Origin of the sequence: Actinacidiphila yeochonensis CN732, from assembly GCF_000745345.1 — a bacterium.
GTDB lineage: Bacteria > Actinomycetota > Actinomycetes > Streptomycetales > Streptomycetaceae > Actinacidiphila > Actinacidiphila yeochonensis.
In genome coordinates, this window is sequence record NZ_JQNR01000005.1 from 3,683,131 (window position 1) to 3,708,243 (window position 25,113).

Annotated in this window: 21 protein-coding genes and 1 tRNA gene; 14 read left to right on the forward strand and 8 right to left on the reverse strand. The window is 74.2% G+C overall.

The annotated features are described in order from the left end of the window. The first annotated feature begins 86 nt into the window (after nucleotides 1-86). Nucleotides 87-593, forward strand: coding sequence for a DinB family protein (locus BS72_RS26935; protein WP_037914324.1), 507 nt, complete (start codon nucleotides 87-89; stop codon nucleotides 591-593). A 153-nt stretch (nucleotides 594-746) separates the two neighbouring features. Further along, complete coding sequence (locus BS72_RS26940; RefSeq protein ID WP_051951758.1) at nucleotides 747-2,198, forward strand: MFS transporter; 1,452 nt, start codon at nucleotides 747-749, stop codon at nucleotides 2,196-2,198. 336 nt (nucleotides 2,199-2,534) lie between these two features. Here BS72_RS26940 and katG read toward each other — a convergent pair whose 3' ends face one another. Next, nucleotides 2,535-4,769 carry a catalase/peroxidase HPI gene (gene katG, locus BS72_RS26945; protein WP_037914326.1) on the reverse strand — a complete coding sequence of 745 codons (2,235 nt, stop codon included), beginning with the start codon at nucleotides 4,767-4,769 and terminating at the stop codon, nucleotides 2,535-2,537. 461 nt (nucleotides 4,770-5,230) lie between these two features. Between katG and BS72_RS26950 the strand changes: the two genes are divergently transcribed. After that, nucleotides 5,231-5,641: a Fur family transcriptional regulator gene (locus BS72_RS26950; protein WP_037914328.1), complete on the forward strand. Its 411-nt coding sequence runs from the start codon at nucleotides 5,231-5,233 to the stop codon at nucleotides 5,639-5,641. Nucleotides 5,642-5,946: 305 nt separating this feature from the next. Here the strand turns inward: BS72_RS26950 and BS72_RS36830 are convergent, their stop codons facing one another. Further along, complete coding sequence (locus BS72_RS36830) at nucleotides 5,947-6,111, reverse strand: hypothetical protein (protein ID WP_157856342.1); 165 nt, start codon at nucleotides 6,109-6,111, stop codon at nucleotides 5,947-5,949. A 309-nt stretch (nucleotides 6,112-6,420) separates the two neighbouring features. Beyond that, nucleotides 6,421-6,508: transfer RNA gene (locus BS72_RS26955), tRNA-Leu, on the reverse strand. A gap of 228 nt (nucleotides 6,509-6,736) precedes the next feature. Here BS72_RS26955 and BS72_RS26960 point away from each other — a divergent pair. Both BS72_RS26960 and BS72_RS39650 read left to right on the forward strand, forming a co-directional pair. Then, nucleotides 6,737-8,074: a M20/M25/M40 family metallo-hydrolase gene (locus BS72_RS26960; RefSeq protein ID WP_037914331.1), complete on the forward strand. Its 1,338-nt coding sequence runs from the start codon at nucleotides 6,737-6,739 to the stop codon at nucleotides 8,072-8,074. A gap of 494 nt (nucleotides 8,075-8,568) precedes the next feature. Next, complete coding sequence (locus tag BS72_RS39650; RefSeq protein ID WP_037914333.1) at nucleotides 8,569-9,270, forward strand: chaplin; 702 nt, start codon at nucleotides 8,569-8,571, stop codon at nucleotides 9,268-9,270. 449 nt (nucleotides 9,271-9,719) lie between these two features. On the opposite strand, the gene BS72_RS26970 is transcribed toward BS72_RS39650, so the two are convergent. Then, nucleotides 9,720-9,908, reverse strand: a complete 189-nt coding sequence (locus BS72_RS26970; RefSeq protein ID WP_037914336.1) for a DUF5703 family protein — start codon at nucleotides 9,906-9,908, stop codon at nucleotides 9,720-9,722. A gap of 47 nt (nucleotides 9,909-9,955) precedes the next feature. Between BS72_RS26970 and BS72_RS26975 the strand changes: the two genes are divergently transcribed. Continuing rightward, nucleotides 9,956-10,573, forward strand: a complete 618-nt coding sequence (locus BS72_RS26975) for a hypothetical protein (protein ID WP_037914338.1) — start codon at nucleotides 9,956-9,958, stop codon at nucleotides 10,571-10,573. A gap of 109 nt (nucleotides 10,574-10,682) precedes the next feature. On the opposite strand, the gene BS72_RS26980 is transcribed toward BS72_RS26975, so the two are convergent. Together BS72_RS26980 and BS72_RS26985 are read right to left on the reverse strand one after the other, a co-directional pair. Further along, nucleotides 10,683-12,899, reverse strand: a complete 2,217-nt coding sequence (locus BS72_RS26980; RefSeq protein WP_232792685.1) for an ATP-dependent RecD-like DNA helicase — start codon at nucleotides 12,897-12,899, stop codon at nucleotides 10,683-10,685. Between the two features lie 289 nt (nucleotides 12,900-13,188). Continuing rightward, nucleotides 13,189-14,178: an aldo/keto reductase gene (locus BS72_RS26985; RefSeq protein ID WP_037914339.1), complete on the reverse strand. Its 990-nt coding sequence runs from the start codon at nucleotides 14,176-14,178 to the stop codon at nucleotides 13,189-13,191. 130 nt (nucleotides 14,179-14,308) lie between these two features. Here BS72_RS26985 and BS72_RS26990 point away from each other — a divergent pair, with 130 nt between their 5' ends. Continuing rightward, entirely contained in the window at nucleotides 14,309-15,364 is a 1,056-nt protein-coding gene (locus BS72_RS26990) for an LLM class F420-dependent oxidoreductase (protein ID WP_037914340.1), read from the forward strand. 19 nt (nucleotides 15,365-15,383) lie between these two features. Here the strand turns inward: BS72_RS26990 and BS72_RS26995 are convergent, their stop codons facing one another. Next, complete coding sequence (locus BS72_RS26995; protein WP_037917873.1) at nucleotides 15,384-15,998, reverse strand: hypothetical protein; 615 nt, start codon at nucleotides 15,996-15,998, stop codon at nucleotides 15,384-15,386. Between the two features lie 290 nt (nucleotides 15,999-16,288). On the opposite strand from BS72_RS26995, the gene BS72_RS27000 reads away from it, so the two are divergent. The 4 genes from BS72_RS27000 (at nucleotide 16,289) to mshC (ending at nucleotide 20,033) form a co-directional block, all read left to right on the forward strand. Continuing rightward, entirely contained in the window at nucleotides 16,289-17,041 is a 753-nt protein-coding gene (locus BS72_RS27000) for a histidine phosphatase family protein (RefSeq protein WP_037914341.1), read from the forward strand. Between the two features lie 138 nt (nucleotides 17,042-17,179). Next, entirely contained in the window at nucleotides 17,180-17,770 is a 591-nt protein-coding gene (locus tag BS72_RS27005; protein WP_037914344.1) for a DUF3090 domain-containing protein, read from the forward strand. Continuing rightward, nucleotides 17,734-18,687, forward strand: coding sequence for an SCO1664 family protein (locus BS72_RS27010; protein ID WP_037914345.1), 954 nt, complete (start codon nucleotides 17,734-17,736; stop codon nucleotides 18,685-18,687). Before BS72_RS27005 ends, BS72_RS27010 begins: the two co-directional genes overlap by 37 nt. Before the next feature lie 116 nt (nucleotides 18,688-18,803). Continuing rightward, entirely contained in the window at nucleotides 18,804-20,033 is a 1,230-nt protein-coding gene (gene mshC, locus BS72_RS27015; RefSeq protein WP_037914346.1) for a cysteine--1-D-myo-inosityl 2-amino-2-deoxy-alpha-D-glucopyranoside ligase, read from the forward strand. 198 nt (nucleotides 20,034-20,231) lie between these two features. Here the strand turns inward: mshC and BS72_RS27020 are convergent, their stop codons facing one another. Then, entirely contained in the window at nucleotides 20,232-21,392 is a 1,161-nt protein-coding gene (locus tag BS72_RS27020) for a PAC2 family protein (RefSeq protein WP_078901667.1), read from the reverse strand. A gap of 340 nt (nucleotides 21,393-21,732) precedes the next feature. On the opposite strand from BS72_RS27020, the gene BS72_RS27025 reads away from it, so the two are divergent. From BS72_RS27025 to BS72_RS27035, 3 genes are all read left to right on the forward strand, one after another. Further along, entirely contained in the window at nucleotides 21,733-23,049 is a 1,317-nt protein-coding gene (locus BS72_RS27025; RefSeq protein WP_037914347.1) for an L-fuconate dehydratase, read from the forward strand. Beyond that, nucleotides 23,046-23,864, forward strand: a complete 819-nt coding sequence (locus BS72_RS27030) for an SDR family NAD(P)-dependent oxidoreductase (RefSeq protein ID WP_078901668.1) — start codon at nucleotides 23,046-23,048, stop codon at nucleotides 23,862-23,864. The genes BS72_RS27025 and BS72_RS27030 overlap by 4 nt, the downstream gene beginning before the upstream one ends. Before the next feature lie 190 nt (nucleotides 23,865-24,054). Then, a complete protein-coding gene (locus BS72_RS27035; RefSeq protein WP_037914352.1) occupies nucleotides 24,055-25,110 on the forward strand; it encodes a sugar ABC transporter substrate-binding protein in 1,056 nt (351 codons plus the stop codon). Nucleotides 25,111-25,113 lie beyond the last annotated feature (3 nt).

Consider the following 25,113-nt stretch of genomic DNA (forward strand, 5'->3'; position numbering starts at 1 on the left):
GGTGCGCGCCCGGTACGACGGGCGCCCCGCCGCCGACCGCCGAAAACGGCTGGCCCGGCCCCGACCGGGCTCGGCACGATGGCCCGATGGATGATCACCAGCGGACCGAACCCTCGCGGAGGGCCGGCGACCGGGCGTCGCTCACCGGCTTCCTCCAGTACCAGCGCGAGACCCTGGCCTGGAAGTGCGCCGGCCTGACGGCGGAGCAGCTCGGGCGGCGGGCCGTGCCGCCCTCGGACCTGTCCCTGATCGGTCTGGTCCGGCACATGGCCGAGGTCGAGCGGAGCTGGTTCCGGAACGTGGTGGCGGGCGGGACGGCACCGGCGCACTGGCACCGCCGGGAGCCCGGCCACCAGGCGGAGTTCGACGTGGACGGCACCGACCCCGAGGAGGCGTTCCGGGTCTGGGAGGAGGAGTGCGCACGGTCCCGGGCGACGGTGGAGGGCGCCGCGTCGCTCGACGACACCCTCCACTGGCGGGGCGAGGTCTTCACGCTCCGCTACGTCATCACGCACCTGATCGAGGAGTACGCCCGCCACAACGGCCATGCCGACCTGCTCCGCGAGTGCCTCGACGGGGCGACCGGGGAGTAGGAGGGCTCCCCGCGTGCCGACTCCCGGGGTGCCCGGGGGCGGTCGCGTCGGCGGTCGACGACGCCCCGGATACCCCGCCGTCAGGCGTGTGGAGCGCGCCCGGCCTCGGATAAGATCGAATGGTGGAATCACCATCTCAATATTCGAGACGTCATGGTTGACGGGCGGCGGGACCCCCGGGCGGCGCGCGCGGCGGGGGCCGAGGAGGCGGACCGCCGTCCGGGGCACCCCGAGCGAAGGTCGATCGGGTTCTTCGCGATCTGCCTCGGCTACTTCGCGATCATCCTCGACGGCAGCGTGCTCAACGTCGCGATCCCGGCGATCCGGCGCGACCTCGGCGGCTCCCTGGCCACCGCCCAGTGGGTGCTCAACGGGTACACCCTCACGCTCACCGCGCTGCTGCTGACCGCGGGCGTCCTGGGCGACCGGATCGGCCTGCGCCGCACCCTGCTCGGCGGAGTGCTGGTGTTCACCGGGGCCTCCGCGCTGTGCGCCGTGGCCCCGGACGCCGCGGCCCTGATCGCAGCGCGGGTCGTGCAGGGCGTCGGGGCGGCCGCGCTGCTCCCGGCCACCCTCGCGCTGATCCCGCACCTGTTCCCGGACGCGGGCGAGCGCGCGCGGGCCACCGTGGTCTGGGTGGCCGTCGGCGCGATCTCGGTGGCGCTCGGCCCCCTCGTCGGCGGGCTGCTGATCGACGCGTTCGGGTGGCGGAGCATCTTCCTGATCAACCTGCCGGTCGGCGTGGCCGCCGCCGCGCTCGCGCGCTGGAGTGTGCCGGAGACCCCGCGGCGCGCCACCCCGGTCGACCGCCTGGGGCAGTGCACCGCCGCGGCCGCGCTCGCCCTGCTCACCGTCGGGCTGATCCGGGGCGGGGAGGTGGGCTGGGACGCCCCCTCCACCCTCGTCCCGCTCGCCCTCGCGGTGGTGGCCGGGGCGGTGTTCCACCGCGCCGAGCGCCGCGGCGCGCACCCGATACTGCCGCCGGCCTTCCTGGCGCAGCCCCTGCGGGCCACCGCGGTCGCCTCCGCGGGCCTGATGGGGTTCCTCTTCTACGGCACGCTGTTCGTGATGTCGCTGTACTTCCAGCAGCTGCGCGGATGGTCACCGGGGAGCACCGGCTTCGCCCTCCTCCCGATGACCGTCGGCAGCACGGTGGGGCCGCTGGCGTTCTACCGCCCGCTGGCCGCCCGCTACGGTCACCCGGCGATGCTGCTCGGCGGGTTCTGCTGCTGTGCGGCCGGCGTCGCCACACTCACCGCCGCCGGACCGGACGCCCGCTACCCGCTGCTCGCCCTCGGCCTGCTGCTGGTCGGCGTCGCCAGCACCATGGTCTTCTCGGCGCTGACCTCGCTGCTGATGGCCGCCACCTCCGACCGGCAGGCCGGACTGGCGTCCGGGATGCAGAACACCACCCGGCAGGGCGGCGCGCTGATCGCCGTCTCCGTCCTCGGGGCACTGCTCAACTCCGGTACCCTCAGCGCCGCTTCGCTGCGCGGAGCACTCCCGGCCGCCTTCACCGTCCTGGTGGTGGCCGTCGCCCTCGGGGTCACCGTCGCGGTACTGGCGGTGCGCGCCGCCGCCCGCGCCGCCCGGGCTGCCGCCTGACCGCACCCGCCGCGCCCGCCGCGCCCCGAACACGCGTGACGGCGCGGGACCTCGGGACCTCGAACCCGCGCCACGCACGCGCCTGCCGGCGGGGGCTGCGGCCGCACCGGGTCCCGGACGCACGGAACCCGCCCGGCTCGGCGGCCGGGCGGGTTCAGGCGGGTCCATGGTGAGGCCCGAAGGTCTCGACTCGCGGCCGACTCGAAGGTCGAGACCGGAAAGCCGGATCGTCGGACTGCTCACACCGTCGGACCATCGGACGGCCGGACGGTCAGGTCATCGAACGGCCTGACCGTCAGACCACCGGTCCGTCGGCTTGTCAGTTCCTCGGACGGATCAGACCAGGTCGAACCGGTCGAGCTCCATCGTCTTGGCCCACGCCGCGACGAAGTCCTTGACGAACTTCTCCTTCGCGTCGTCGCTCGCGTAGACCTCGGCGACCGCGCGCAGCTCGGAGTTGGAACCGAAGACCAGGTCGGCCCGGCTGCCGGTCCACTTGACCTCGCCGGTGGCGTCGTCGCGGCCCTCGAACTCGGACTGGTCCGCGGTGGTCGACTTCCAGGTGGTGCCCAGGTCGAGCAGGTTGACGAAGAAGTCGTTCGTCAGCACCCCGGGGGTCGAGGTGAGGACGCCCGTCTTCGACTGCTGGTAGGTGGCACCCAGCACGCGCAGACCGCCGACCAGGACCGTCATCTCCGGAGCGCTGAGGGTCAGCAGGTTCGCCCGGTCGATCAGCAGGTACTCGGCCGGCAGGCGGTGGCCCTTGCCGACGTAGTTGCGGAACCCGTCGGAGGTGGGCTCCAGCGCGGCGAACGACTCGACGTCCGTCTGCTCCTGCGTGGCGTCGGCGCGGCCCGGGGTGAAGGGCACCTCGACCTCGAAGCCGCCGTCCTTGGCGGCCTTCTCCACACCGGCGGCACCGGCCAGCACGACGAGGTCGGCCAGCGAGATCCGCTTGCCGCCGGACTGGGCGGCGTTGAAGGACTCCTGGACACCCTCCAGGGTGCGCAGCACCAGCGCCAGCTCGTCGGGCTCGTTGACCTCCCAGCCGCGCTGCGGCTCCAGGCGGATACGGGCGCCGTTGGCGCCGCCGCGCTTGTCGCTGCCGCGGAAGGAGGAGGCGGAGGCCCACGCGGTGGACACCAGCTGCGCGACCGTCAGCCCCGAGGCCAGCACCTGCGCCTTGAGGGCCGCGACGTCCTCGGCGTCCACCAGCTCGTGGTCGACCTCCGGGAGGACGTCCTGCCACAGCAGCTTCTCGCTCGGGACCTCCGAGCCGAGGTAGCGGACCAGCGGGCCCATGTCGCGGTGGGTCAGCTTGAACCAGGCGCGGGCGAAGGCGTCCGCGAACTGGTCCGGGTTGGCGTGGAAGCGCCGCGAGATCTGCTCGTAGGCCGGGTCGAAGCGCAGCGCCAGGTCGGTGGTGAGCATCGACGGCGCGATCTTCTTCGACGCGTCGTGGGCGCTCGGCACGGTGCCCTCGCCGGCGCCGTCCTTCGGCTTCCACTGGTTGGCGCCGGCCGGGCTCTTGGTGAGCTCCCACTCGTAGCCGAAGAGGTTGTCGAAGAAGCCGTTGCCCCACTGGGTGGGCGTGCTGGTCCAGGTCACCTCAAGGCCGGAGGTGATGGTGTCGGCGCCCTTGCCGGAGCCGTAGGTGCTCTTCCAGCCCAGGCCCTGCTGCTCCAGCGGGGACGCCTCCGGGTCCGGACCGACGCTGTCGGCCGGGCCGGCGCCGTGGGTCTTGCCGAAGGTGTGGCCGCCGGCGATCAGCGCGACGGTCTCCTCGTCGTTCATCGCCATCCGGCGGAACGTCTCACGGATGTCGCGGGCCGACGCGATCGGGTCCGGGTTGCCGTTGGGGCCCTCGGGGTTGACGTAGATCAGGCCCATCTGCACCGCGCCGAGCGGGTTCTCCAGCTCGCGGTCGCCGGTGTAGCGCTCGTCGCCGAGCCAGGTGGTCTCCGGGCCCCAGTAGACGTCCTCCTCGGACTCCCACACGTCCGGACGGCCGCCGGCGTAGCCGAAGGTGGTGAAGCCCATGGTCTCCAGGGCGACGTTGCCGGCCAGGATCAGCAGGTCGGCCCAGGACAGGCTCTGGCCGTACTTCTTCTTCACCGGCCACAGCAGGCGGCGGGCCTTGTCCAGGTTGGCGTTGTCCGGCCAGCTGTTGAGCGGCGCGAAGCGCTGCTGGCCCGCCCCGGCGCCGCCGCGGCCGTCGCTGATCCGGTAGGTGCCGGCGCTGTGCCAGGCCATGCGGATGATGAACGGCCCGTAGTGCCCGAAGTCGGCCGGCCACCAGTCCTGCGAGGTGGTCAGCGTCTCGGCGATGTCCTGCTTCACGGCGGGCAGGTCGAGGGTCTTGAACGCCGCGGCGTAGTCGAAGTCCTCACCGAGCGGGTTCGCCACGGCGGGGTTCTTCGCGAGGATCTTCAGGTTCAGCCGCTCCGGCCACCAGGCGCGGTTCCCGCCGCCCTGCGTCGGGTGGGGGGCACGCCCGTGCGCGACGGGGCAGCCGCCGGCGGCGTCCTCGGTCTTCGCGTCTACGACGATTGCATCATGGTTCTCAGACATGGGAATCCTTCCGGACCTGGCGGGTTGCGGTGCTCGGGGTCGGGGAGTGCGGTGCTGGGGGACGGGCGGCGGTGGTGCCCGCGGAGGCCACCGGACCCCGTCGCGGGCACGGCGGGACGGGCGGTCGGCGCCGGCCGGCCCGGGCGGCGGCCGCCCGGGCGCGCGCACCGGAGCCGGGGCCGGGCCCGGGCCGGTACCCGCGGCGGACGGGACGCGGGCGGCTGTCATCCGCAAGCCGGCACCGCGCGGCTCGGCGGTGGTCCCGTCACGTCGGCGTCTCCTGACCGTGCTGGCCTACTGGTGTGACCCATGAGGGTCATCCTGTCCCTTGGCTATTGCCGGAACCGATCCTACGATGGACGCTGTCCAAGTCAAGAACCACGCCAAGCGCACAAATGATCAGATTCCGGACTCCGCTGGTAAACTCCGGTCGTCCCTCGAACCTGAAAAGGTGAACCGATATGAGTGACCTGCTGGAGCGACTGCGGGGCCGCGGCTGGCGGTTGACCTCGCAGCGGCGCGTCGTCGCCGAGGTCCTCGACGGTGAGCACGTGCACCTGACGGCCGACGAGGTGCACGCGCGGGCGGCCGCACGGCTGCCCGAGATCTCCCGGGCCACCGTCTACAACACGCTGGGCGAGCTGGTCTCCCTCGGCGAGGTGATAGAGGTCACCACCGACGGCCGCGCCAAGCGGTACGACCCCAACGCCCACCAGCCCCACCAGCACCTGGTCTGCTCCCGCTGCGGCACCGTCCGCGACGTCCACCCCACCGGCAACCCGCTGGCCGACCTCCCGACCGAGGAGCGCTTCGGCTTCGCGGTCTCCCAGGCCGAGGTCACCTACCGCGGCATCTGCCCCACCTGCGCGTAGGGGCGGGGTGTTTCCGACGCCGTCGGTGCTCCGGTTCTGACGTGGTGATCAGCTGGCCACGGGCGACGTCGGACTCCTGAATCTGCCCTCCGCTTCTGATCTCGATCGACGACAGGGCGGTGCGGACCAAGGACGGGGCGCGCCCTTTCGGGTGATCCGGTCGCGCTGTTCGAGCTGGGGCTCGATACGCGTCGCCAGGCGCGGATGGGCCTCGATGGTCTCGACCGGGTGGATCGGCACGACCGTGTCCCATGCGGCGATCTCGTCTGCGGCGAAGCCGCGGGCACCCTGGGCGGGCTCAGCTGTCAGGCCGGCCAGCCGAGCCGGCCGTTCACGACGGCCGGGAGGGATGTGGGCATCTCGTCGGTGACCCAGGCGAACTCCAGGCCTGCGAGCGCGGCTCCGCGGTCCGTCCACACGAGGATCTCGCCGACGTAGGCTCCGGACGGGTCGTGGACGTGTGCGTCCACGGGCACGAGGGCTTCCGGCAGCGCCGCATGCTCGCAAGGTTCCCGGACCAACTCCGCCGACAGGCCAGGAGTCCACGGCGGTCTTCCACACCCCGGCCGGCCGGATCGGGGAACTCGCGGCACTGGCCGAGCCGCTGCAAGCCGTGGCCCGCGGCTGGTATCCCGAGCGCGCGCCCCACCTGGTTGCGGCGCGCGGAGGCACCCACCGGAGGGTGCCCGCCTGTCCCGGTGCACGCCGAGATCGGCGCCGAGCGGGTTCCCGGGGCGGCGGAAAAACAGAAAAACCCCTGATGAACAGGGGTTTCTCAGTGGTGTCCGAGGGGGGACTTGAACCCCCACGCCCGATAAAGGGCACTAGCACCTCAAGCTAGCGCGTCTGCCATTCCGCCACCCGGACCGGGTGTGTCCTCGCGGTGATCGGCCGCGGCGACGGGGATAACCATAGCAAAGTCCGAGGCGTGCCGATCACCAGCGGGTGGCCGGGGCAGGTGGGTGGAGCCGGCGGGTGGCGGGGTGGGGGTGGGATCACGGGCGGCGGCGGTGGAGTATGGGGGTGCGTGGCGTCGCGGCGGCCGCGGCCACGGACGTACCGGTGAGCGCAACCGGGAATGAGCGAGGAGACAGCGTGAGCGGTTCGGTGCCTGACAGGACGCAGAGCGATCACGGCAGGGGCGAGGACGAGGTCGTCGACCTGTGCCGGGACCTGCTCCGGATCGACACCAGCAACTACGGCGACCACTCCGGGCCGGGGGAGCGGGCCGCCGCCGAGTACGTGGCGGAGAAGCTCGCCGAGGTGGGCCTGGAGCCGCAGATCTTCGAGTCCCACCCCGGCCGTGCCTCGACGGTGGCCCGGATCGCGGGCGAGGACCCGAGCCGGCCCGCGCTGCTCATCCACGGCCACACCGACGTCGTCCCGGCCAACGCGGCCGACTGGACGTACGACCCGTTCGGCGGCGAGATCGCCGACGGCTGCCTGTGGGGCCGCGGCGCCGTCGACATGAAGGACATGGACGCCATGACGCTGGCGGTCGTGCGCGAGCGGATGCGCTCGGGCCGCAAGCCCCCGCGGGACGTGGTCGTCGCCTTCCTCGCGGACGAGGAGGCCGGCGGTGTGTTCGGCGCCCGCCACCTCGTGGACAACCACCCCGACCTGTTCGAGGGCGTCACCGAGGCGATCGGCGAGGTCGGCGGCTTCTCGCTCACCGTCAGCGAGGACCTGCGGCTGTACCTGGTGGAGACGGCCGAGAAGGGCATGCACTGGATGCGGCTGACCGTGGACGGCACCGCCGGACACGGCTCCATGACGAACACGGACAACGCGATCACCGAGCTCGCCGAGGCCGTCGCCCGGCTCGGCCGGCACGAGTTCCCGGTGCGGCTGACGAAGTCCGTGCGCGGCCTGCTCGACGAGATCGGCGACGCGTTCGGCATCGAGATCGACGTGGACGACATGGACGGCACCCTGGCGCGGCTCGGCGGCATCGCCCGCATGATCGGCACCACCCTGCGCAACACCGCGGCGCCCACCATGCTCAACGCCGGGTACAAGGTGAACGTGATCCCCGGGCAGGCCACCGCCCACGTCGACGGGCGGTACCTGCCCGGCTACGAGGAGGAGTTCCTGGCCGACCTGGACAGGATTCTCGGCCCCAAGGTCAAGCGCGAGACGCTCCACTCCGACAAGGCGCTGGAGACCGACTTCGACGGTCCGCTGGTCGAGGCCATGCGTACCGCGCTGAAGGCGGAGGACCCGATCTCGCACACCGTGCCGTACATGCTCTCGGGCGGCACCGACGCCAAGTCCTTCTCCGACCTCGGCATCCGCTGCTTCGGGTTCGCCCCGCTCCAGCTCCCGCCGGACCTGGACTTCGCCGGCATGTTCCACGGCGTCGACGAGCGCGTTCCGGTGGACGGCCTGCGCTTCGGCGCCCGGGTGCTGGACCGGTTCCTGGACAACTGCTGACGGCGGCCGACCGCTGACGGCGGGCCACCGCCTGCGGCGGATCATGACGGCGGAGGGGCGGACCACGGCGGTCCGCCCCTCCGCCGTTCCGTCTCCCGGCACCGGCGCGGGCGCCGACACCGGTGCCGACACCAGCGCCGCCACCGGCGCGTTCAGCGCGCCGCGCGCCCCCACCTCGCCCCAACGCGCCCACACTCGCGGGCAAACCCGCACGTTCAGGTGAATCCGTCTCCTCCGTCGTAGCCCAGCTCCGGGCTCGTCGTTACGACGGGTGTGCCGCCTGTTCCGGGACGTCGAGGAGGCGGGCGCGCGGCCTTCCGTGAGGTGGCAGGGCAGCTCGGCCCCAGGGCCGGACTGGCGGCCCGAAGCCGCCGAGACCACGCGCCCGCCTCCTCGACGCGGCTCCGGTCGGAGTGTCGGACAACGCTGACCCGCGGACCGAGCCGTCCGCGCGTCGCGAGCACAAGAGCCTAGGAAACTGAGGAGGCGCAGCGATGCGCGAGGTCGTGAGGAAGAGCCTGCTGACGGTGGTCGCCACAAGTGGCGTGCTGGCGGCCACAGGCGGGCTGGCGTATGCGGACGCCGGCGCGATGGGAACGGCGGCGGGATCGCCGGGCGTGGGGTCCGGCAACGCCGTGCAGGTGCCCGTGCACGTGCCGGTGAACCTCTGCGGCAACACCGTGGACGTGGTGGCCCTGCTGAACCCGGTGTTCGGCAACCAGTGCGAGAACGCCAGCACGGGCGGGCCGGTGCAGATCACGCCGGTGCAGACCATGCCGGTCAACCCGGGCGGCCCCGTCCAGCCCGGCACGCCGAGCCACCCGGGGCACCCCGGCCACCCTGGGGCGCCCGTCACGTCCACCACGCCGTGCCCCCCGGGACAGCCCGGCACCCCGAGCACTCCCACCACCCCCGGGACGCCGACCACGCCGAGCACCCCCACCACCCCCGGGGCGCCGAGCACCCCCAGCACCCCGGGGACGCCGAGCACCCCCAGCACGCCGAGCACCCCGGGAACGACCACCCCGGGCACGTCCGGCACCTCGGGAACGACCACGGCCGCTCAGACCGGCCCCGCCGCCGCTGAACTCGCCCACACCGGGTCCGACGGGATGGGTCTGGCGGCCGCCACGGCGGCCGGGCTGGTGCTCGGCGGTGCGGTCCTCTACCGCAAGGCCGGTGCCGCTCGCCGCTGACCGGTGGGCACGACCAGCACGACAGCACGAGCCCCCGGGTCCGCAACAGGCCCGGGGGCTTCGTGTTTTCCGTGTTTTCCGCCGCGGGTTCGCGCGCCGACGCCCTCGCGGGCACACGTCAGGTCGTCAGGTCGCCGGATCCGGCTCCGGGGGAGTCCTCATCGGAGGGCTCGGAGGGCTCGGAGGGCTCGGAGGGCTCGGACTGCGCTTCCGCGGGGCGTACCGTCCGCCGAGGCCGGTGGCTCAGCGCCCCGGGGGAGCCCCGAGGAAGCCCTCCAGGACCCGCTCCTGCGGCCCGCGGCGGCCGGGTGCGGGAATCCCCCGGCCAACCGCGAACAGACCCCCACGGCCCCTACGGCAGCCCCCGGGCGGGCTCCGCCTCGGGAAGGCTCGGCCCGCGGCGCACGTGGGGCGGTCAGGGGCGTGGCGGCCCAGCCGTCAGGCCGGGCTCACCAGGTGGCCCGTATCTGGCGGATGATCCTGCGTCGCAACCGCACCCAGCGGCTGCCGTCGGGGTACAGCCGCACCCGGTCCAACTCCCAGTGCCTGTACTCCGCCTCGTCGGCCAGCAGGCGCGCCGCGTCCTTGCGGGAGACCCCGCGCGGCACGCGCATCTCTCTGAATTCGTATTCCGGCATCGCATCTATTGTGCGGGCAACGGCCCGGTGCGGATAGCGTCTGCTCCATGTCTGATGACGTACAGCCCACCGCGGCCGAGGTCCGAGCGGCCGTCGACGCCTTCAAGGCCGCCCTCGACCGCCACCTCGACGCGATTGAGAACCGCACCGGTGAGGACGACCCCGGCGTCTACACGGCCTTCGAAGCGCTGGCCTCGGCGGCCGAGTCGTACGACGAGCTGCTGTACGAGCGGTACGACGAGGTCACTCCCTTCGAGGTCCCCGCGGGCGACGGCGCTCCGGAGTACATCGGCCCGGAGACCCCGGAGGCCGTCTCGGTGCTGATCCGCCGCGACTACACGATCGCGGCGCCGGCCCGGCTGATCGCCCAGGCCCGGCGGGTGGCCGAGGACGAGGACGTCGCGGACGGCACCGTCAACGGGGCCCTCGCGGCGGTCTTCGGCGAGTACGACCCCGACGAGATCGCCCAGCGGCACGAGGAGTTCGGCCTGGAGGAGGGCGACGCCACCCTCTGGGTGGCCGCGGCGGAGCCCGCCGAGCCGGGGGAGTGGCTGGAGGCGCCCTTCGAGCAGGCCGACCCGGCCCTGGCGATCTGCCGGTTCGACATGAGCTCGGCCTTCGAGGACGAGGAGGACGACGACCTCAGCGTCCTCGACTCCGACTGACACGGCGGCTCCCCGGCGCGCCCGGGGAGCCGCCGCACGCCGGGGGCGGGCAACCAGGCCCCGGCTGAGCCCAGCGGTGCCCGCCGCCCCCGTGGGCACCGTGGCGGCCTCAGCCCTCCGCGGCCAGCTCCGCCAGCACCGAACGGAGCCGCGTCGTGCGCTCCTTGGCGTGGGGGCCGGCCACCGCCGCCGCCAGCTTCTGCTCCGCGCCCTGCACCACGGACAGGTGCCGCTCCCCGCGCCCGAACGCGGTGTAGACCCAGGAACGGGTCAGCGCCTGACCGTCCCCCGGGACGACCACCACCGCGGCCGGCCAGCGCCGGCCCGCGGCCTCCTGGGCGGTGAGCGCCCAGCCGTGCCGCACCGTGCCGGCGACCTCCTGGCGCGGCACCAGCACCGGACCGTCCTCGCACACCAGCCGCAGGCCCTCCGGGTCCGCGCCGGCCACCGTGCCGGTGGCGAGCCGGCCCGGGGCGGGGACGTGCACCACCCGGTCGCCCGGGTCGAAGCCGCCGAACCGGCCGGGACCCGGGTTCAGCCGCTCCTTGAGGGCCGCGTTCAACGCCTGCGTGCCGGCCGGGCCGCCGTGCTCCGCCGTGACGACCTGGGTCTCCTGCGGCTGCACCCCGAACGCGCGGGGCACCGAGTCCGCGACCAGCTGCACCGCCCGGTGCACCGCCTCGCCCGGGGCGCGCACCGGCACCACCACGACCTCCTTGCCCGGCGCCTCCACCGCGGCCAGTTCGCCGACGGCCACGTACGAGGTCAGCTCGCCGATCGGGCCCGGGTCGGGGGTGCGGGAGACGATCCGCGGGCACACCTTGGCGGCCAGCAGATCCGCGAAGGCCCGGCCGGGGCCCTGCGACCACAGCGCGTTGGGGTCGCCGCTGAGCACCAGCCGGGCGCCGTCCGGCACCGCCTCGACCAGCGTGGCCGCCTCCTCGGCGGACAACTGCTGGGCGTCCAGGACGACCAGCACGTCCACGGGCAGCGTGCCGTCGGCGGCCCGCGGCGAGGCGAGCAGCCCGGAGACGGTGAACGCCGACTCCTCGCCCAGCGGTCCGGCCAGCCGGCGGCGGCCGTTCTCCGTCCAGGCGGCCGCGCGGGCCCGCAGCCCGGCCGCGCGGGCGGCGGCGGCCAGGGCGACGGGCTCGGCGCGGGCGGCCTCACCGCCGCTGTGCACCACGAGGCCGTGCGCCGCCGCGGCGCGGATCAGCTCGGCTGCGGAGGGGGAGGGCGCGGACCGCTCGGCCGCGGCCCAGTCCGGGTCCCGTCCGACGTCCTCGGCCGGGCGCTGCTCGAAGGCGCGCAGCAGCCGCACGCAGCCGTCGGCCAGGCTCTCCTCGGCCAGCGCGTACCGGTCGAGGGCGAACAGCACCGGCACCTCGGCACCCGCGCCCTCCTCGGCCTCCGCCCCGTCCTCGGCCTCCTCGAAGGCCCCCGGAGCCTCCTGGGCGGGGCCGCCGCCGGACTCGGCGCGGAAAACCAGCACCCCGCCCTCCTCGACGGCCGCGCCCAGGGCGGTGTCGGGGTCGGGCACCCCCGCGCGGGCCAGCGCCTGCCGCAGGGTGCCGCCCTCCAGCGCGGTGTGGCCCTGCTCGGCGGCGTACCCGAGCATGTACGCCACCACCGCCCGGCCCCGCCGGACGTCCCCGGGGCCGGCCTCGGCGCCGAGCAGGGCCCGCGCGAACGCGTCGGCGTCACGGGGCTGGACCAGCCCGCCGCCCAGCCCCAGGACGAGCCAGGGGTCCGCGGCCAGCTGCTGCGCGGCACCGCCGCCGAGGGTGCGCACCAGCGCCTCGGCCAGCCCCTCGGGGGCGCCGCCGCGAGTGAGGACGGCGCGCACCGCGTCGACGGCTGCCGGGTCGACGGGGGCGTTGGCCGCGACCGCTCGCCGTACCTCGGCGGGGCCCCGAACGGCCTGGGCGGCGCCCGCCGCCCGCGCGCCCTGCTGTACCTGCCCGGGCTCGGCGTCGGCCCGGGCCGAACCCGAGGCCGCCGCGGTGTCCTGCGGCTCGGCCGCGCCGGGCGCTGCCTCAGGGGCTGCCCCAGGCGTGTCCGACGGATCATCCGCGGCCTCAGGGGAGGCGTCAGGGGAGGCGTCCCGGACGGTTTCCGGCGCGGTTGCTTCAGGGGCGCCCTCCGGGGCGTCCGACGGGTCGCCCTCCGCCTCCGCGGCGGCCTCCCGCGCCTCCGACGCGTCGGCGGCGGCCTCCGGGACCCCCTCGGCGCCCTCCGCCTCCGCGGCGGCGCTCTCCGGGGCGGCCGCCGAGCCGCCGGCCTCGGCCAGCTCGGCCGCCCGCATGGCCTCGGTCTCCGCGGCCATCGCCTCCTTGCGCCGCCGCCGGGCCTCCGCGGCGTCCCCCTTCGGGGCGGGCGCCGCCGGGTTCTCGCCGCGCTCGATGGCCCGGATCGCCGCGGCCAGGTCCGCCAGGTCGGCCCGGCCGCCCGGCGCGCCCCCCGAGCCCTCGGCGGGCTGCTCCGCGGGCCCGCCGCCGGGAGAGGGGGTGCCGTTCGGCGAGGTCGGGTCGGTCACGGGAGGCGCCTTTCGCGGACGGTCCGGACCCGCCCGGACGCCGCCCCGAGGGCCTGCGGGGGAGAGCCGCGGCGGCGCCTCAGAGGGTCGTCCAGTCGTGGTCCGGGTAGCGGTGCAGCGGCGCCGACACGTCGTCGAGCGCCAGGTAGATCTCTTCCGGAAGCGTAAGGCCCTCCACCGACAGCGCCGCCGCCAACTGCGCCGCGTTGCGCGCGCCGAGGATCGGCGCCGTCACCCCGGGCCGGTCGCGCACCCAGGCCAGGGCCACCTGGAGGGGGGAGACGGCCAGGCCGTCGGCCGCTATGGCCAGCGCGTCCACGATCAGGCCGGCCGTCTCGTCCAGGTACGGTGCCACGAACGCGGACATGTCCGCCGACCCGCCACGGGAGTCCGCCGGGGTGGCGCCGCCCCGGTACTTGCCGGTGAGCACGCCCCGGCCCAGCGGCGAGGAGGGCAGCAGCCCCACGCCCAGGTCGATCGCGGCCGGCAGCACCTCGCGTTCCACTCCGCGCTGCAGCAGCGAGTACTCCATCTGCGTGCTGGCCAGCGGGGTCCGGCCCGAGCCGCTCCCCGACAACTGCCAGGCGGCCGCCTTGGCGAGCTGCCAGCCGGAGAAGTTCGACACGCCGACGTAGCGGGCCCGCCCGCTGCTGACGGCGATGTCGAGCGCGTTGAGGGTCTCCTCCAGCGGGGTGCGCTGGTCGTAGGCGTGCACCTGCCACAGGTCGACGTAGTCGGTGCCCAGCCGCTGGAGGGAGGCGTCGAGCGCGGCCAGCAGGTAGCCCCGGGAGGTGTCGAAACGGCGGTCCGGGTCGGGCACGCTGCCGGCCTTGGTGGCGATCACCAGCTCCGAGCGCGGCACCAGCTCCTCGGTGAGCCGCCCGAGCAGGTACTCCGCGCCGCCGTCCGCGTAGACGTCGGCGGTGTCGACGAGCGTGCCGCCCGCCTCCCAGAACGCCTTGAGCTGGTCGGCGGCGTCGCGCTCGCCCGTGTCGCGCCCCCAGGTGAGCGTGCCGAGTCCGAGTCGGGACACGCGCAGCCCCGTGCGCCCCAGGTGCCTGTGCTCCATGACCGCTGAGGCTAGCGCCCGTACCACCGGATTGGGCAGCAGTGACGTACCCGACAGGCGCGAACGTCGCCCGAGGGCGCTACAGTCCGGAGGGTCAGCGACGTTACTCGCCAGTACAAAGGGGAGCGGTATGCGGCTCGGGATCAACCTCGGCTACTGGGGCGCCGGCATGGACGGGGACAACCTGGCCGTCGCGCAGGAGGCGGACCGGCTCGGCTACTCGGTGTGCTGGGCCGCGGAGGCGTACGGGTCCGACGCGCCCACCGTGCTGTCCTGGGTCGCCGCCCGGACCGAGCGGATCGACGTCGGCTCGGCCATCCTCCAGATCCCCGCGCGCACCCCGGCGATGACGGCGATGACCGCAGCCACCCTCGACTCGCTGAGCGGCGGCCGCTTCCGGCTCGGTCTGGGCGTCTCCGGCCCCCAGGTGTCCGAGGGCTGGTACGGCGTCAGGTTCGACAAGCCGCTCGCCCGCACCCGGGAGTACGTGGAGATCGTCCGCAAGGCGATGGCCCGCGAGCGCCTGGTCCACGAGGGCGAGCACTGGACGCTGCCGCTGCCCGGCGGTCCGGGCAAGCCGCTGAAGCTGACGGTGCATCCGCAGCGCGAGCACATCCCGCTCTACATCGCGGCGATCGGCCCGAAGAACCTGGAGCAGACCGGCGAGATCGCCGACGGGGCCCTGCTGATCTTCCCGTCCGCCGCCCACCTGGAGGAGACCGCGCTGCGCCATCTGCGGGCCGGCCGGGAGCGGGCCGGGCTGACGATGGACGGCTTCGACGTCTGCCCCACGCTGCCGCTCGCCCTGGGCGCCGCCGCCGACCTCCCCGCGCTGGCCGACACCTTCCGCCCGTACACCGCCCTGTACGTCGGCGGCATGGGCAGCCGCGAGCAGAACTTCTACAACCGGCTGGCCCGGCGCATGGGCTACGAGGAGGCCGCCGAGCGCGTCCAGGACCTCTACCTCGCCGGCGACAAGGCGGGGGCCGCCGCGGCCGTGCCGCACGACCTCGTCGACTCCACCGCGCTGCTCGGCCCGGTGGAGCGGATCGCCGACCGGATGGCCGAGTACGCCGCCGCCGGGGTCACCACCCTCACCCTGGCCCCCTCCGGCTTCACCCTGGAGGAGCGCGTGGCCGGGCTGCGGGCGGGCGTCGAGGCCCTGGAACGGGCGGGCCTGGCGTAGGGGCGGGCGCTGCCGGCGGTCAGGAGGAGGGGACGAGACGGCCCAGGAGGTTGCCGAAGTCGACCAGGCGGGCCATCTGGCCCGCGCCGCCGTCGTCCAGGGACTTGCTGAACCGGAACGACTCCGGACGCAGCTTCGCGGCGGCCGGCAGCGGGGAGTCCGGGTCGGCCGGGACCGCGCTCAGCTCGTGCGGCATCGCCGTGGCGAGTACGAGGTAGACCCCGCGGTCCACCCGCCGTCCGCGTTCGTCGTGGCCCACCAGGGTGCGCATGCCGATGTGGCCGATGGAGTCCAGCGGCAGCACCTGCACGGAGGAGTCCAGCACGGTGCCGCCCGGCGCCGTCGCGTCCGCCAGTTCCTCGCTGTGCCACAGGATCAGGCGCCGGCCGTCGCAGACGGCCGCCTCCTGCCAGACCGAGGCGCCGGACTCCGTCAGATCCACCACCCGCTCCAGGGTGAAGCCGCGGACGCGACGCCGGCCCAGGACGCCCGCGATGGCCTCCATGGCGATCTCGGCGTGCAGGAAGTACGCCCCGGCGGCGTCCTGGAGGCGGGAGTAGGGCGACCAGTCGGCTCCCACGGGGCCGGGGCCCGCCCCCGCCGCCGCACGGCTCTTCGTCGCCTTGCCGAACATCGCCACCTGCTTCGCGTTCCCGATCCCGCGGGGTCCGGGTGCGCCCCCGCCGCCGTCACCTTACCCAGGGGGCGTGGCGACAGGGAGTGACACCGGTCGCGGCGGACCCGGCGCGGACCCGGGCTCGGGCCTGGCGGCGGTCCGGCCGGCACCTCGGGCGGAGCGGCCGGGGACGTCCGGGAGACGCCGGGGGTGGAGATCCGCGGCCGTGGTGGGGGCTCGGGGGTCCTCCCCGCCACGGCCGTCACCCAGCACAACGCGTCGTCCCGGGAAGGGTTACGGTGGCGGGCATGCCCACCGTGATCCTTGTCCGGCACGGCCGTTCGACCGCCAACACCGAGGGAGTGCTGGCCGGCTGGAGCGCCGGCGTCGCCCTCGACGACACCGGTCGTGCCCAGGCCACCGCCCTCGCCGCCCGCCTCTCCGCCCTCCCGCTCGCCGCCGTCGTGTGCAGCCCGCTCCAGCGCTGCCAGGAGACCGTGGGCCCGCTGCTGGCCACCCGCCCCGAGCTGCCGCTGCACACCGACGAACGGGTCGGCGAGTGCCACTACGGCGACTGGACCGGCCGGAAGATCAGCGAGCTGGCCGGCGAGCCGCTGTGGACCACCGTCCAGCGGCACCCCTCGGCCGCCGTCTTCCCCGGCCCCGAGGGCGAGTCGATGCGGGCCATGCAGGCCCGCGCGGTCGACGCGGTCCGGGACTGGAACGAGCGGATCGAGGCCGAGCACGGCCCCGACGCGATGTACGCGGTGTGCTCCCACGGCGACGTCATCAAGGCGCTCGCCGCCGACGCGCTCGGCCTGCACCTGGACCAGTTCCAGCGGATCAGCGCCGACCCCTGCTCGGTCACGGTGGTCCGCTACACGCCGCACCGGCCGTTCCTGCTGCGCCTGGGCGACACCGGCGACCTCACCGGCCTGATCCCGCCGCCGCCCAAGGCCGAGGCGGCCGATGCCGCCGCCTCCGCCGGGCCCGCGGGACCCGCCGCGGGCGGCCTCGACGCGGGCGACGCGGTCGTCGGGGGGTCCACGGGCACCCGGTGATCGGCTTCCGCAGTAGGGTGGATGCCCGGTGCCACCAGCGGTGAGCGGTGTGGCGCCGGCGCCCACCAGCCACAGCGTAAGGCGGCGCGCCAGCAGATCGTCAGAGCAAACCGATCAGTCGAGCAAACGGAGCAAGACGTGCCCCGTCAGGTCTTCTTCTACGAGCAGCCGGACCGCTTCGTAGCCGGCACCGTGGGCCAGCCGGGCCAGCGGACCTTCTTCCTCCAGGCCACCGCGGCCGGCCGGACCACCAGCGTCGCCCTGGAGAAGACCCAGGTGGCCGCGCTCGCCGAGCGGATCGACGAGCTCCTCGACGAGGTGGTGCGGCGCAGCGGCGGCAGCGCCCCCGTACCGGCCGTGGCCCCGGCTGAACTCTCCGACACCGCGCCGTTGGACGCGCCCGTCGAGGAGGAGTTCCGGGTCGGCACCATGGCGCTCGCCTGGGACGGCGCCCACGACCGGATGGTCGTCGAGGCGCAGGCCCTGGTCGAGCTGGCCGGCGACGACGAGGAGGACCTGGAGGCGGCCGAGGAGCAGATGCTCCAGGACGAGGAGAACGGCCCGCCGCTGCTCCGGGTGATGCTCACCGGCGCCCAGGCCCGGTCCTTCGCCAAGCGTGCCCTCCACGTCGTCTCCGCCGGCCGGCCGCCGTGCCCGCTGTGCAGCCTGCCCCTGGACCCGGAAGGACACGTATGCCCGCGCCAGAACGGATACCGGAGGTCGGCCTGAGCCCCGCCGCGCGCCAGGGCCACGACCCCCGCGACGTCGAGGCGCTGCTGCACGGCGAGCTGACCGTCAAGGGCCAGATCCGGGACGCCTCCAACGCGGTGCTGTACTGCGAGGCGGGCCACGACGGACGCACCGTGGCCTGCGTGTACAAGCCGGTCGCGGGGGAGCGGCCGCTGTGGGACTTCCCCGACGGCACGCTCGCGCAGCGCGAGGTCGCCGCCTACCTCGTCTCCGAGGCCACCGGCTGGGGCCTGGTACCGCCCACGGTGCTGCGCGACGGCCCGTACGGCGAGGGCATGGTCCAGCTGTGGGTCGACGCCCAGGACGACGACGCCGAGGAGCCCGACGCCGAGGACGCCGGGTCTGTTGAGGACGCCGAGGCCGAGGACGCCGAGTCTGCCGGGGACGCCGGGTCGGGGGAGGCGATCGAGCTGGGCGCCGGCGGGCTGCTGGCGCTGACCGAAAAACTGGAGCCGGCGCCCGGCTGGAAGGCCGTGGTCCGGGCGGAGCTGGCGGACGGCCGCCCGGTGCTGCTGGTGCACGCCGACGACGCCCGGCTGCGCCGGCTCGCCGTCCTGGACGCGGTGCTGAACAACGCCGACCGCAAGGGCGGCCACCTGCTCGCCTCGGCCGGCGGCCGGCTCCACGGCATCGACCACGGAGTGACCTTCCACACCGACGACAAGCTGCGCACCCTGCTGTGGGGATGGGCGGGCGAGCCGCTGCCCGCGGAGGCCCTGGTGGTGCTGGAGAAGCTGTCGGGCGAGCTGTCCGGCGCCCTGGGGGAGCGGCTGGAGGAGCTGATCACGCGGGCCGAGACGGCGGCGCTGCGGGCGAGGGTGCGGTCCCTGCTGGAGAGCGGCCGCCACCCCGAGCCCGGCGGTGAGTGGCCGAGCATCCCCTGGCCACCGGTCTGAGCTGCCCTCGGAGGCCGCCCGGGGCCACCCCGGCCCGCTCCCGCGAGCGGGCCGGGGCGGGCGTCCGTGCTGCTCCCGGTCGTGTTCTCGGCCGGACGTGCGGTTAACCTCAAGACATGCATGCCTGGCCAGCTTCCGACGTCCCCGCCCTTCCGGGCACCGGACGCCCCCTCCGACTCCACGACACGTCGACCGGCGGACCCGTCTCCGTCGACCCCGGACCCGTCGCCCGCATCTACGTCTGCGGGATCACCCCGTACGACGCGACGCACATGGGCCACGCGGCCACCTACAACGCGTTCGACCTCGTTCAGCGCGTGTGGCTCGACACGAAGCGCCAGGTCCAGTACGTGCAGAACGTCACCGACGTGGACGACCCGCTGCTGGAGCGGGCCGCCGCTACCGGTGAGGACTGGGTGGCGCTCGCCGAGCGTGAGACCGCCCTGTTCCGCGAGGACATGAGCGCGCTGCGGCTGCTGCCGCCGGCGCACTACATCGGTGCCGTGGAGGCCATACCCGGCATCGTCCCGCTGGTGGAGCGGCTGCGCGACGCCGGCGCCGCCTACGACCTCGACGGCGACGTGTACTTCTCCGTCGGCTCCGACCCGCACTTCGGCGAGGTCTCCGGGCTGGACACCGCGACGATGCGGGCGCTGGCCGCCGAGCGCGGCGGGGACCCCGAGCGGGCGGGCAAGAAGAACCCGCTGGACCCGATGCTGTGGCGTGCCGCCCGCGAGGGCGAGCCGAGCTGGGACGGCGGCTCCCTCGGCGCCGGCCGGCCCGGCTGGCACATCGAGTGCGTGGCCATCGCCCTGGACCACCTGGGCATGGGCTTCGACGTCCAGGGCGGCGGCTCCGACCTGGCCTTCCCGCACCACGAGATGGGCGCCTCGCACGCGCAGGTGCTCACCGGCTCGCACCCCTTCGCCAAGGCGTACGTGCACGCCGGGATGGTGGCGCTGGACGGCGAGAAGATGTCGAAGTCCCGGGGCAACCTGGTCTTCGTCTCGAAGCTGCGCGAGCAGGGCGTCGACCCCGCCGCGATCCGGCTGGCGCTGCTGGCGCACCACTACCGCTCGGACTGGGAGTGGACCGACGGCGGGCTGGCGGAGGCCGTGGAGCGGCTCGGCCGCTGGCGGGCAGCGGTCTCCCGGCCGGACGGTCCCGCGGCGGAGGGGGTGCTCGCGGAGGTCCGCGAGGCCCTGGCCCACGACCTGGACTCGCCGCGGGCTCTGGCCGCGGTGGACGCGTGGGCGGCCGAGCAGACGGCTACGGGCGGCACGGACACCGGGGCGCCGGGCCTGCTCTCCCGCCTCGTCGACGCGCTCCTGGGCGTGGCGCTCTAGGGACCGCCAGAGCCCTCCGACGGCGTCCCCGGGCCAGCAAGGGCCGGGGACGCCGTTCTGCTGCCCATGAGAGTCCGTGAGGGCGCATGGACGCACCGACGCGCACCGACGCCCACCGACGCGCGCGCAGACGTGCGGACGCGGTCGGCGGCGGGAGGCGTCCCGCCGCCGACCGTCCGCCGCCGTGTCCCGGGCCGGTCAGTCCTCTTCGGGGCTGTCGCCCTCGCGCTTCTCGGCCGGGGAGCCGTCGCCGGCGCCGTCGCCGGAGCCCTTCTCGGGCCCGTCACCCTTCTCGGGCGCGGACGAGCTCTCGGCCTCCGGCTGCTCGGGCGACCGCGGCTCCCGCGGGTCCCCGGCGTCCTCCCCGTTTTCGGCGGTCCCGGTGTCCTCGGCGGCGCCGTCCGAAGTGCCGCCGCCCGGGTTGCTGGTGTCCGGGCCGTCGTCCGGACCGCCGCGGCCCGGCTCGGAGGGGCGGAAGTGGGGCGACCGCTCGGCGCCCTCGCTGGTGGCGTACCCGCCGGGCTCGCGGCGGCGCAGGTAGCGCTCGAACTCCTTGGCGATGGCCTCGCCCGACGCCTCCGGCAGCTCCGCGGTGTCGCGGGCCTCCTCCAGCGTCTGGACGTACTCGGCGACCTCGGTGTCCTCGGCGGCCAGCTGGTCCACCCCCACCTGCCAGGCGCGGGCGTCCTCGGGCAGCTCCCCCTGCGGGATGCGCAGGTCGAGGAGGTCCTCCAGCCGGTTGAGCAGGGCCAGGGTGGCCTTCGGGTTCGGCGGCTGCGAGACGTAGTGCGGGACGGCGGCCCACAGGCTGACCGCCGGGATGCCCGCGTGCGTGCACGCCTCCTGGAGGATGCCGACGATGCCGGTGGGGCCCTCGTAGCGGGACTCCTCCAGGTTCATCGACGTGGCCAGGTCCGGGTCCGAGGTGACCCCGGTGACGGGGACCGGGCGGGTGTGCGGGGTGTCCCCGAGCAGCGCGCCCAGGACCACCACCATCTCCACGCCCAGCTCGTGCGCGAAGCCCAGCAGCTCGTTGCAGAACGACCGCCAGCGCATGCTCGGTTCGATACCGCGCACCAGCACCAGGTCGCGGGGCTTGGGCGACTTGACGCGGACCACCGACAGCCGGGTCGTCGGCCAGGTGATCTTGCGGACGCCGCCGTCCATCCACACGGTGGGCCGGTTGACCTGGAAGTCGTAGTAGTCCTCGGCGTCGAGGGCCGCGAAGACCTCGCCGCCGAACTCCCGGTCCAAGTGGTCGACCGCGGTGGAGGCCGCGTCGCCGGCGTCGTTCCAGCCCTCGAACGCGGCCACCATGACCGGGTCGATCAGCTCGGGCACCCCCTCGAGCTCGATCACCCAGCGCCTCCTTCCGGCCGGCGTCCGGCGGCTGTGCCGTCCGCCCACCGGCTGCTGATCCATCAACGTGCGGCACCAGCCTACGGCGTCACCCCCCAGGGTTCGCAGCCTGCGCGCACCCGGCGGCGCGCGAGGCGGGCAGGTCAGTGACGGTATGGCGGAGATCGTCACTTACCGGTCACTTGCCGACCACGTGCAGGCCGTAGACATCCGACCTGTAGACCGATTCGCCCCGGCGGCCGTCCATAAATTTGCCGCATCCCCCTGGACGAGTGAGCCCGTCCGCCGCTATACATCGGATCACCGAAAAAAGATCCGATGTCTTGCGACGGGAGTGTGCATGAGTCCGACCATCACCGAGGTCGACGTCTACGACATCCGCTTTCCGACCTCGGAGCAGCTCGACGGCTCGGACGCCATGAACCCCGACCCCGACTACTCCGCCGCCTACGTGGTGCTCCGTACCGACTCGCCCGACGGCCTGGCGGGTTACGGCCTGTGCTTCACCATCGGTCGTGGCAACGACGTCGTCGCCGCCGCGATCGAGGCACTGCGACCCTACGTCGTCGGGCGCGCGGTGGACAGTGTCACGGGGGGTCTTGGCGACTTCTACAAGCTGCTCACCCACGACTCCCAACTGCGGTGGCTCGGGCCCGAGAAGGGCGTGATGCACATGGCCGCCGGCGCAGTGGTCAACGCCGCCTGGGACCTCGCCGGCCGCCAGGCCGGGAAGCCGGTGTGGGAGCTGCTGTCCGGGATGACTCCGGAGCAGATCGTCGACCTCGTCGACTTCCGCTACCTCAGCGACGCCCTCACCCGCGACGAGGCGCTGGAGATCCTGCGCCGCGCCGAGCCCGGCCGCGCCGAGCGCGCCGCGCGGCTGAGGGAGCTCGGCTACCCGGCCTACACCACCGAGCCGGGCTGGCTCGGCTACACCGACGACAAGCTGACCCGGCTGGCCAAGGAGGCCGTCGAGGACGGCTTCACCCAGATCAAGCTGAAGGTCGGCGCCTCACTCGACGACGACATCCGCCGGATGCGGCTGGCCCGCGAGGCGGTCGGCCCGGACGTGCGGATCGCGGTGGACGCCAACCAGCGGTGGGACGTCCACGAGGCCGTCGCCTGGATGCGGGCGCTGGCGCCGTTCGACCCCTACTGGATCGAGGAGCCCACCAGCCCCGACGACGTCCTCGCGCACGCCGCCGTGCGGGCCGGCCAGCCGGTCCGGGTCGCCACCGGCGAGCACGTCGCCAACCGGGTGGTCTTCAAGCAGCTGCTGCAGGCCGGCGCCGTGGACTTCGTGCAGATCGACGCGGCCCGGGTGGCCGGCGTCAACGAGAACGTGGCCATCCTGCTGCTCGCCGCCAAGTTCGGCGTGCCGGTCTGCCCGCACGCCGGCGGCGTGGGCCTGTGCGAGCTGGTGCAGCACCTGTCGATGTTCGACTACGTGGCCGTCTCCGGCACCTGGGACGACCGGGTGATCGAGTACGTCCCGCACCTGCACGAGCACTTCACCGACCCCGTCGTCATGGCCGAGGGCCGCTACCAGGCGCCCGCCGCCCCCGGCTTCTCCGCCCGCATGGTGGACGCCACCCTCACCGACTACCGCTACCCGGACGGCCCGGTCTGGGTGGCCCGACAGGAGCTCGCCCGATGACCGACGCCACCCCCGACACCGCCTCCGCGGCCCTGCCCGCCGACCCGTACGACCTGACCGGCCTGACCGCCCTGGTCACCGGTGGCGCCTCCGGCATCGGCGCCGCGACCGCCCGGCTGCTGGCCGCCCGCGGCGCCCGCGTCGCCGTACTGGACCGCGACCCCTCCGGCGCGCCCGAGGGCACCGTGCCGGTGCAGGCCGACGTCACCTCCGACGAGGACGTGCGGGCCGCCGTCGCGCAGGCCGTGGCCGAACTCGGCAGCCTGCACATCCTGGTGGGCAACGCCGGCATCGGCGCCGTCGGCACCGTCGAGTCCAACGCCGACGACGAGTGGCAGCGGGTCCTGGACATCAACGTGGTGGGCCTGGTGCGCACCGCCCGCGCCGCCCTGCCGCACCTGCGGCGGGCCGCCGCCGTCCGCCCGGGCAGCGCGTCCATCACGCACACCTGCTCCATCGCCGCCACCGCCGGGCTGCCGCAGCGGGCCCTGTACAGCGCCAGCAAGGGCGCGGTGCTCGCGCTGACGCTGGCGATGGCCGCGGACCACGTCCGCGAGGGCGTGCGCGTCAACTGCGTCAACCCCGGCACCGCCGACACGCCGTGGGTCGGCCGGCTGCTGGACCAGGCCGACGACCCGGGCGCCGAGCGGGCCGCGCTCAACGCCCGGCAGCCGATGGGCCGTCTGGTCAGCGCCGAGGAGGTGGCGGCGGCGATCGTCCACCTGGCCAGCCCCGCCGCCGCCAGCACCACCGGCGCCTCGATCGCCGTCGACGGCGGCATGCAGGGCCTTCGGCTGCGGCCGGCCGGCTCCTGACCCGTACCGCCCCGTTCCACCCGAGCCCTACCCCAGCTCCACCAGCTCCACCGAGGAACACCAGCTCCACCGAGGAACACCCCAGCGACACCCGCGAAGAACCCGCGGGAACGGACGCGGCCCGTCCCGTGCGGCGCCCAACCCCCCCGCATCGAGCCGAACAACACAACCGGAAGGTCAGGACTCGACGATGAGACTGCGCACCACGACCGTGGCGGCGTGCGCCGCACTGCTCGCGGTCACCGCGCTCGCCGGATGCAACAGAGGCAGCGACGACAGCAAGGCCGGAGGCTCCTCCTCCTCCTCGTCCGGCAAGGTGGGCATCGACCTGCCCCGCTCCGACAGCGACTTCTGGAACTCCTACAACAGCTATATCGAGAAGGACGTCAAGGCGGGCGCCGTCTCCGCCCTGCCGCGCACCAACTCGCAGAACGACATCGGCAAGCTCGTCGCCAACGTCGACAGCTTCGCCAACGAGGGCGCCAAGGCGATCGTCATGGCCCCCCAGGACACCGGCGCGGTCGCCTCCACGCTCGACCAGCTGGCCAAGAAGAACATCCCGGTGATCAGCGTCGACACCCGCCCCGACAAGGGCAAGGTGTACATGGTGGTGCGCGCCGACAACCGTGCCTACGGCGAGAAGGCCTGCGAGTACCTGGGCCAGCAGCTCAAGGGCAAGGGCAAGATCGCCGAGTTCGAGGGCGACCTGTCCTCGATCAACGGCCGGGACCGCTCGGAGGCGTTCGCCTCCTGCATGAAGAGCAAGTTCCCCGCCATCAAGGTGATCGCGCTGCCCACCAACTGGGACGGCGCCACCGCCTCGGCCAAGCTCCAGACCACGCTGGCGTCCAACCCGGACCTCAACGGCATCTACATGCAGGCCGGCGGCGTCTTCCTGCAGCCCACGCTGGCGCTGCTGAAGCAGAAGGGCCTGCTCAAGCCGGCCGGCAGCCCGGGCCACATCACCATCATCTCCAACGACGGCATCCCCGAGGAGTTCAAGGCCATCAAGGCCGGCGAGATCGACGCCACCATCTCCCAGCCCGCCGACACCTACGCCAAGTACGCGCTGTACTACGCCAAGGCGGCGACCGAGGGCAAGACCTTCACGCCCGGCCCGACCGACCACGGCTCGAACATCATCAGCATCCCCAACGGGTTGGAGGACCAGCTCCCCGCGCCCCTGGTGACCAAGGCGAACGTGGACGACCCCAACCTCTGGGCGAACCAGATGGGGAAGAGCTGACCC

What these genes read in the sequence shown, in the direction of transcription:
- BS72_RS27030 (WP_078901668.1), top strand. Translation starts at nt 23,046, where the DNA reads ATGACCGACGCCACCCCCGACACCGCCTCCGCGGCCCTGCCCGCCGAC.
- BS72_RS26990 (WP_037914340.1), top strand. Translation starts at nt 14,309, where the DNA reads ATGCGGCTCGGGATCAACCTCGGCTACTGGGGCGCCGGCATGGACGGG.
- BS72_RS26970 (WP_037914336.1), bottom strand. Translation starts at nt 9,908, where the DNA reads ATGCCGGAATACGAATTCAGAGAGATGCGCGTGCCGCGCGGGGTCTCC.
- BS72_RS26975 (WP_037914338.1), top strand. Translation starts at nt 9,956, where the DNA reads ATGTCTGATGACGTACAGCCCACCGCGGCCGAGGTCCGAGCGGCCGTC.
- BS72_RS27025 (WP_037914347.1), top strand. Translation starts at nt 21,733, where the DNA reads ATGAGTCCGACCATCACCGAGGTCGACGTCTACGACATCCGCTTTCCG.
- mshC (WP_037914346.1), top strand. Translation starts at nt 18,804, where the DNA reads ATGCATGCCTGGCCAGCTTCCGACGTCCCCGCCCTTCCGGGCACCGGA.
- BS72_RS39650 (WP_037914333.1), top strand. Translation starts at nt 8,569, where the DNA reads ATGCGCGAGGTCGTGAGGAAGAGCCTGCTGACGGTGGTCGCCACAAGT.
- katG (WP_037914326.1), bottom strand. Translation starts at nt 4,769, where the DNA reads ATGTCTGAGAACCATGATGCAATCGTCGTAGACGCGAAGACCGAGGAC.
- BS72_RS26950 (WP_037914328.1), top strand. Translation starts at nt 5,231, where the DNA reads ATGAGTGACCTGCTGGAGCGACTGCGGGGCCGCGGCTGGCGGTTGACC.
- BS72_RS26935 (WP_037914324.1), top strand. Translation starts at nt 87, where the DNA reads ATGGATGATCACCAGCGGACCGAACCCTCGCGGAGGGCCGGCGACCGG.
- BS72_RS27000 (WP_037914341.1), top strand. Translation starts at nt 16,289, where the DNA reads ATGCCCACCGTGATCCTTGTCCGGCACGGCCGTTCGACCGCCAACACC.
- BS72_RS26980 (WP_232792685.1), bottom strand. Translation starts at nt 12,899, where the DNA reads ATGGCCGCGGAGACCGAGGCCATGCGGGCGGCCGAGCTGGCCGAGGCC.
- BS72_RS26985 (WP_037914339.1), bottom strand. Translation starts at nt 14,178, where the DNA reads ATGGAGCACAGGCACCTGGGGCGCACGGGGCTGCGCGTGTCCCGACTC.
- BS72_RS26995 (WP_037917873.1), bottom strand. Translation starts at nt 15,998, where the DNA reads ATGTTCGGCAAGGCGACGAAGAGCCGTGCGGCGGCGGGGGCGGGCCCC.
- BS72_RS27010 (WP_037914345.1), top strand. Translation starts at nt 17,734, where the DNA reads ATGCCCGCGCCAGAACGGATACCGGAGGTCGGCCTGAGCCCCGCCGCG.
- BS72_RS27035 (WP_037914352.1), top strand. Translation starts at nt 24,055, where the DNA reads ATGAGACTGCGCACCACGACCGTGGCGGCGTGCGCCGCACTGCTCGCG.
- BS72_RS26940 (WP_051951758.1), top strand. Translation starts at nt 747, where the DNA reads ATGGTTGACGGGCGGCGGGACCCCCGGGCGGCGCGCGCGGCGGGGGCC.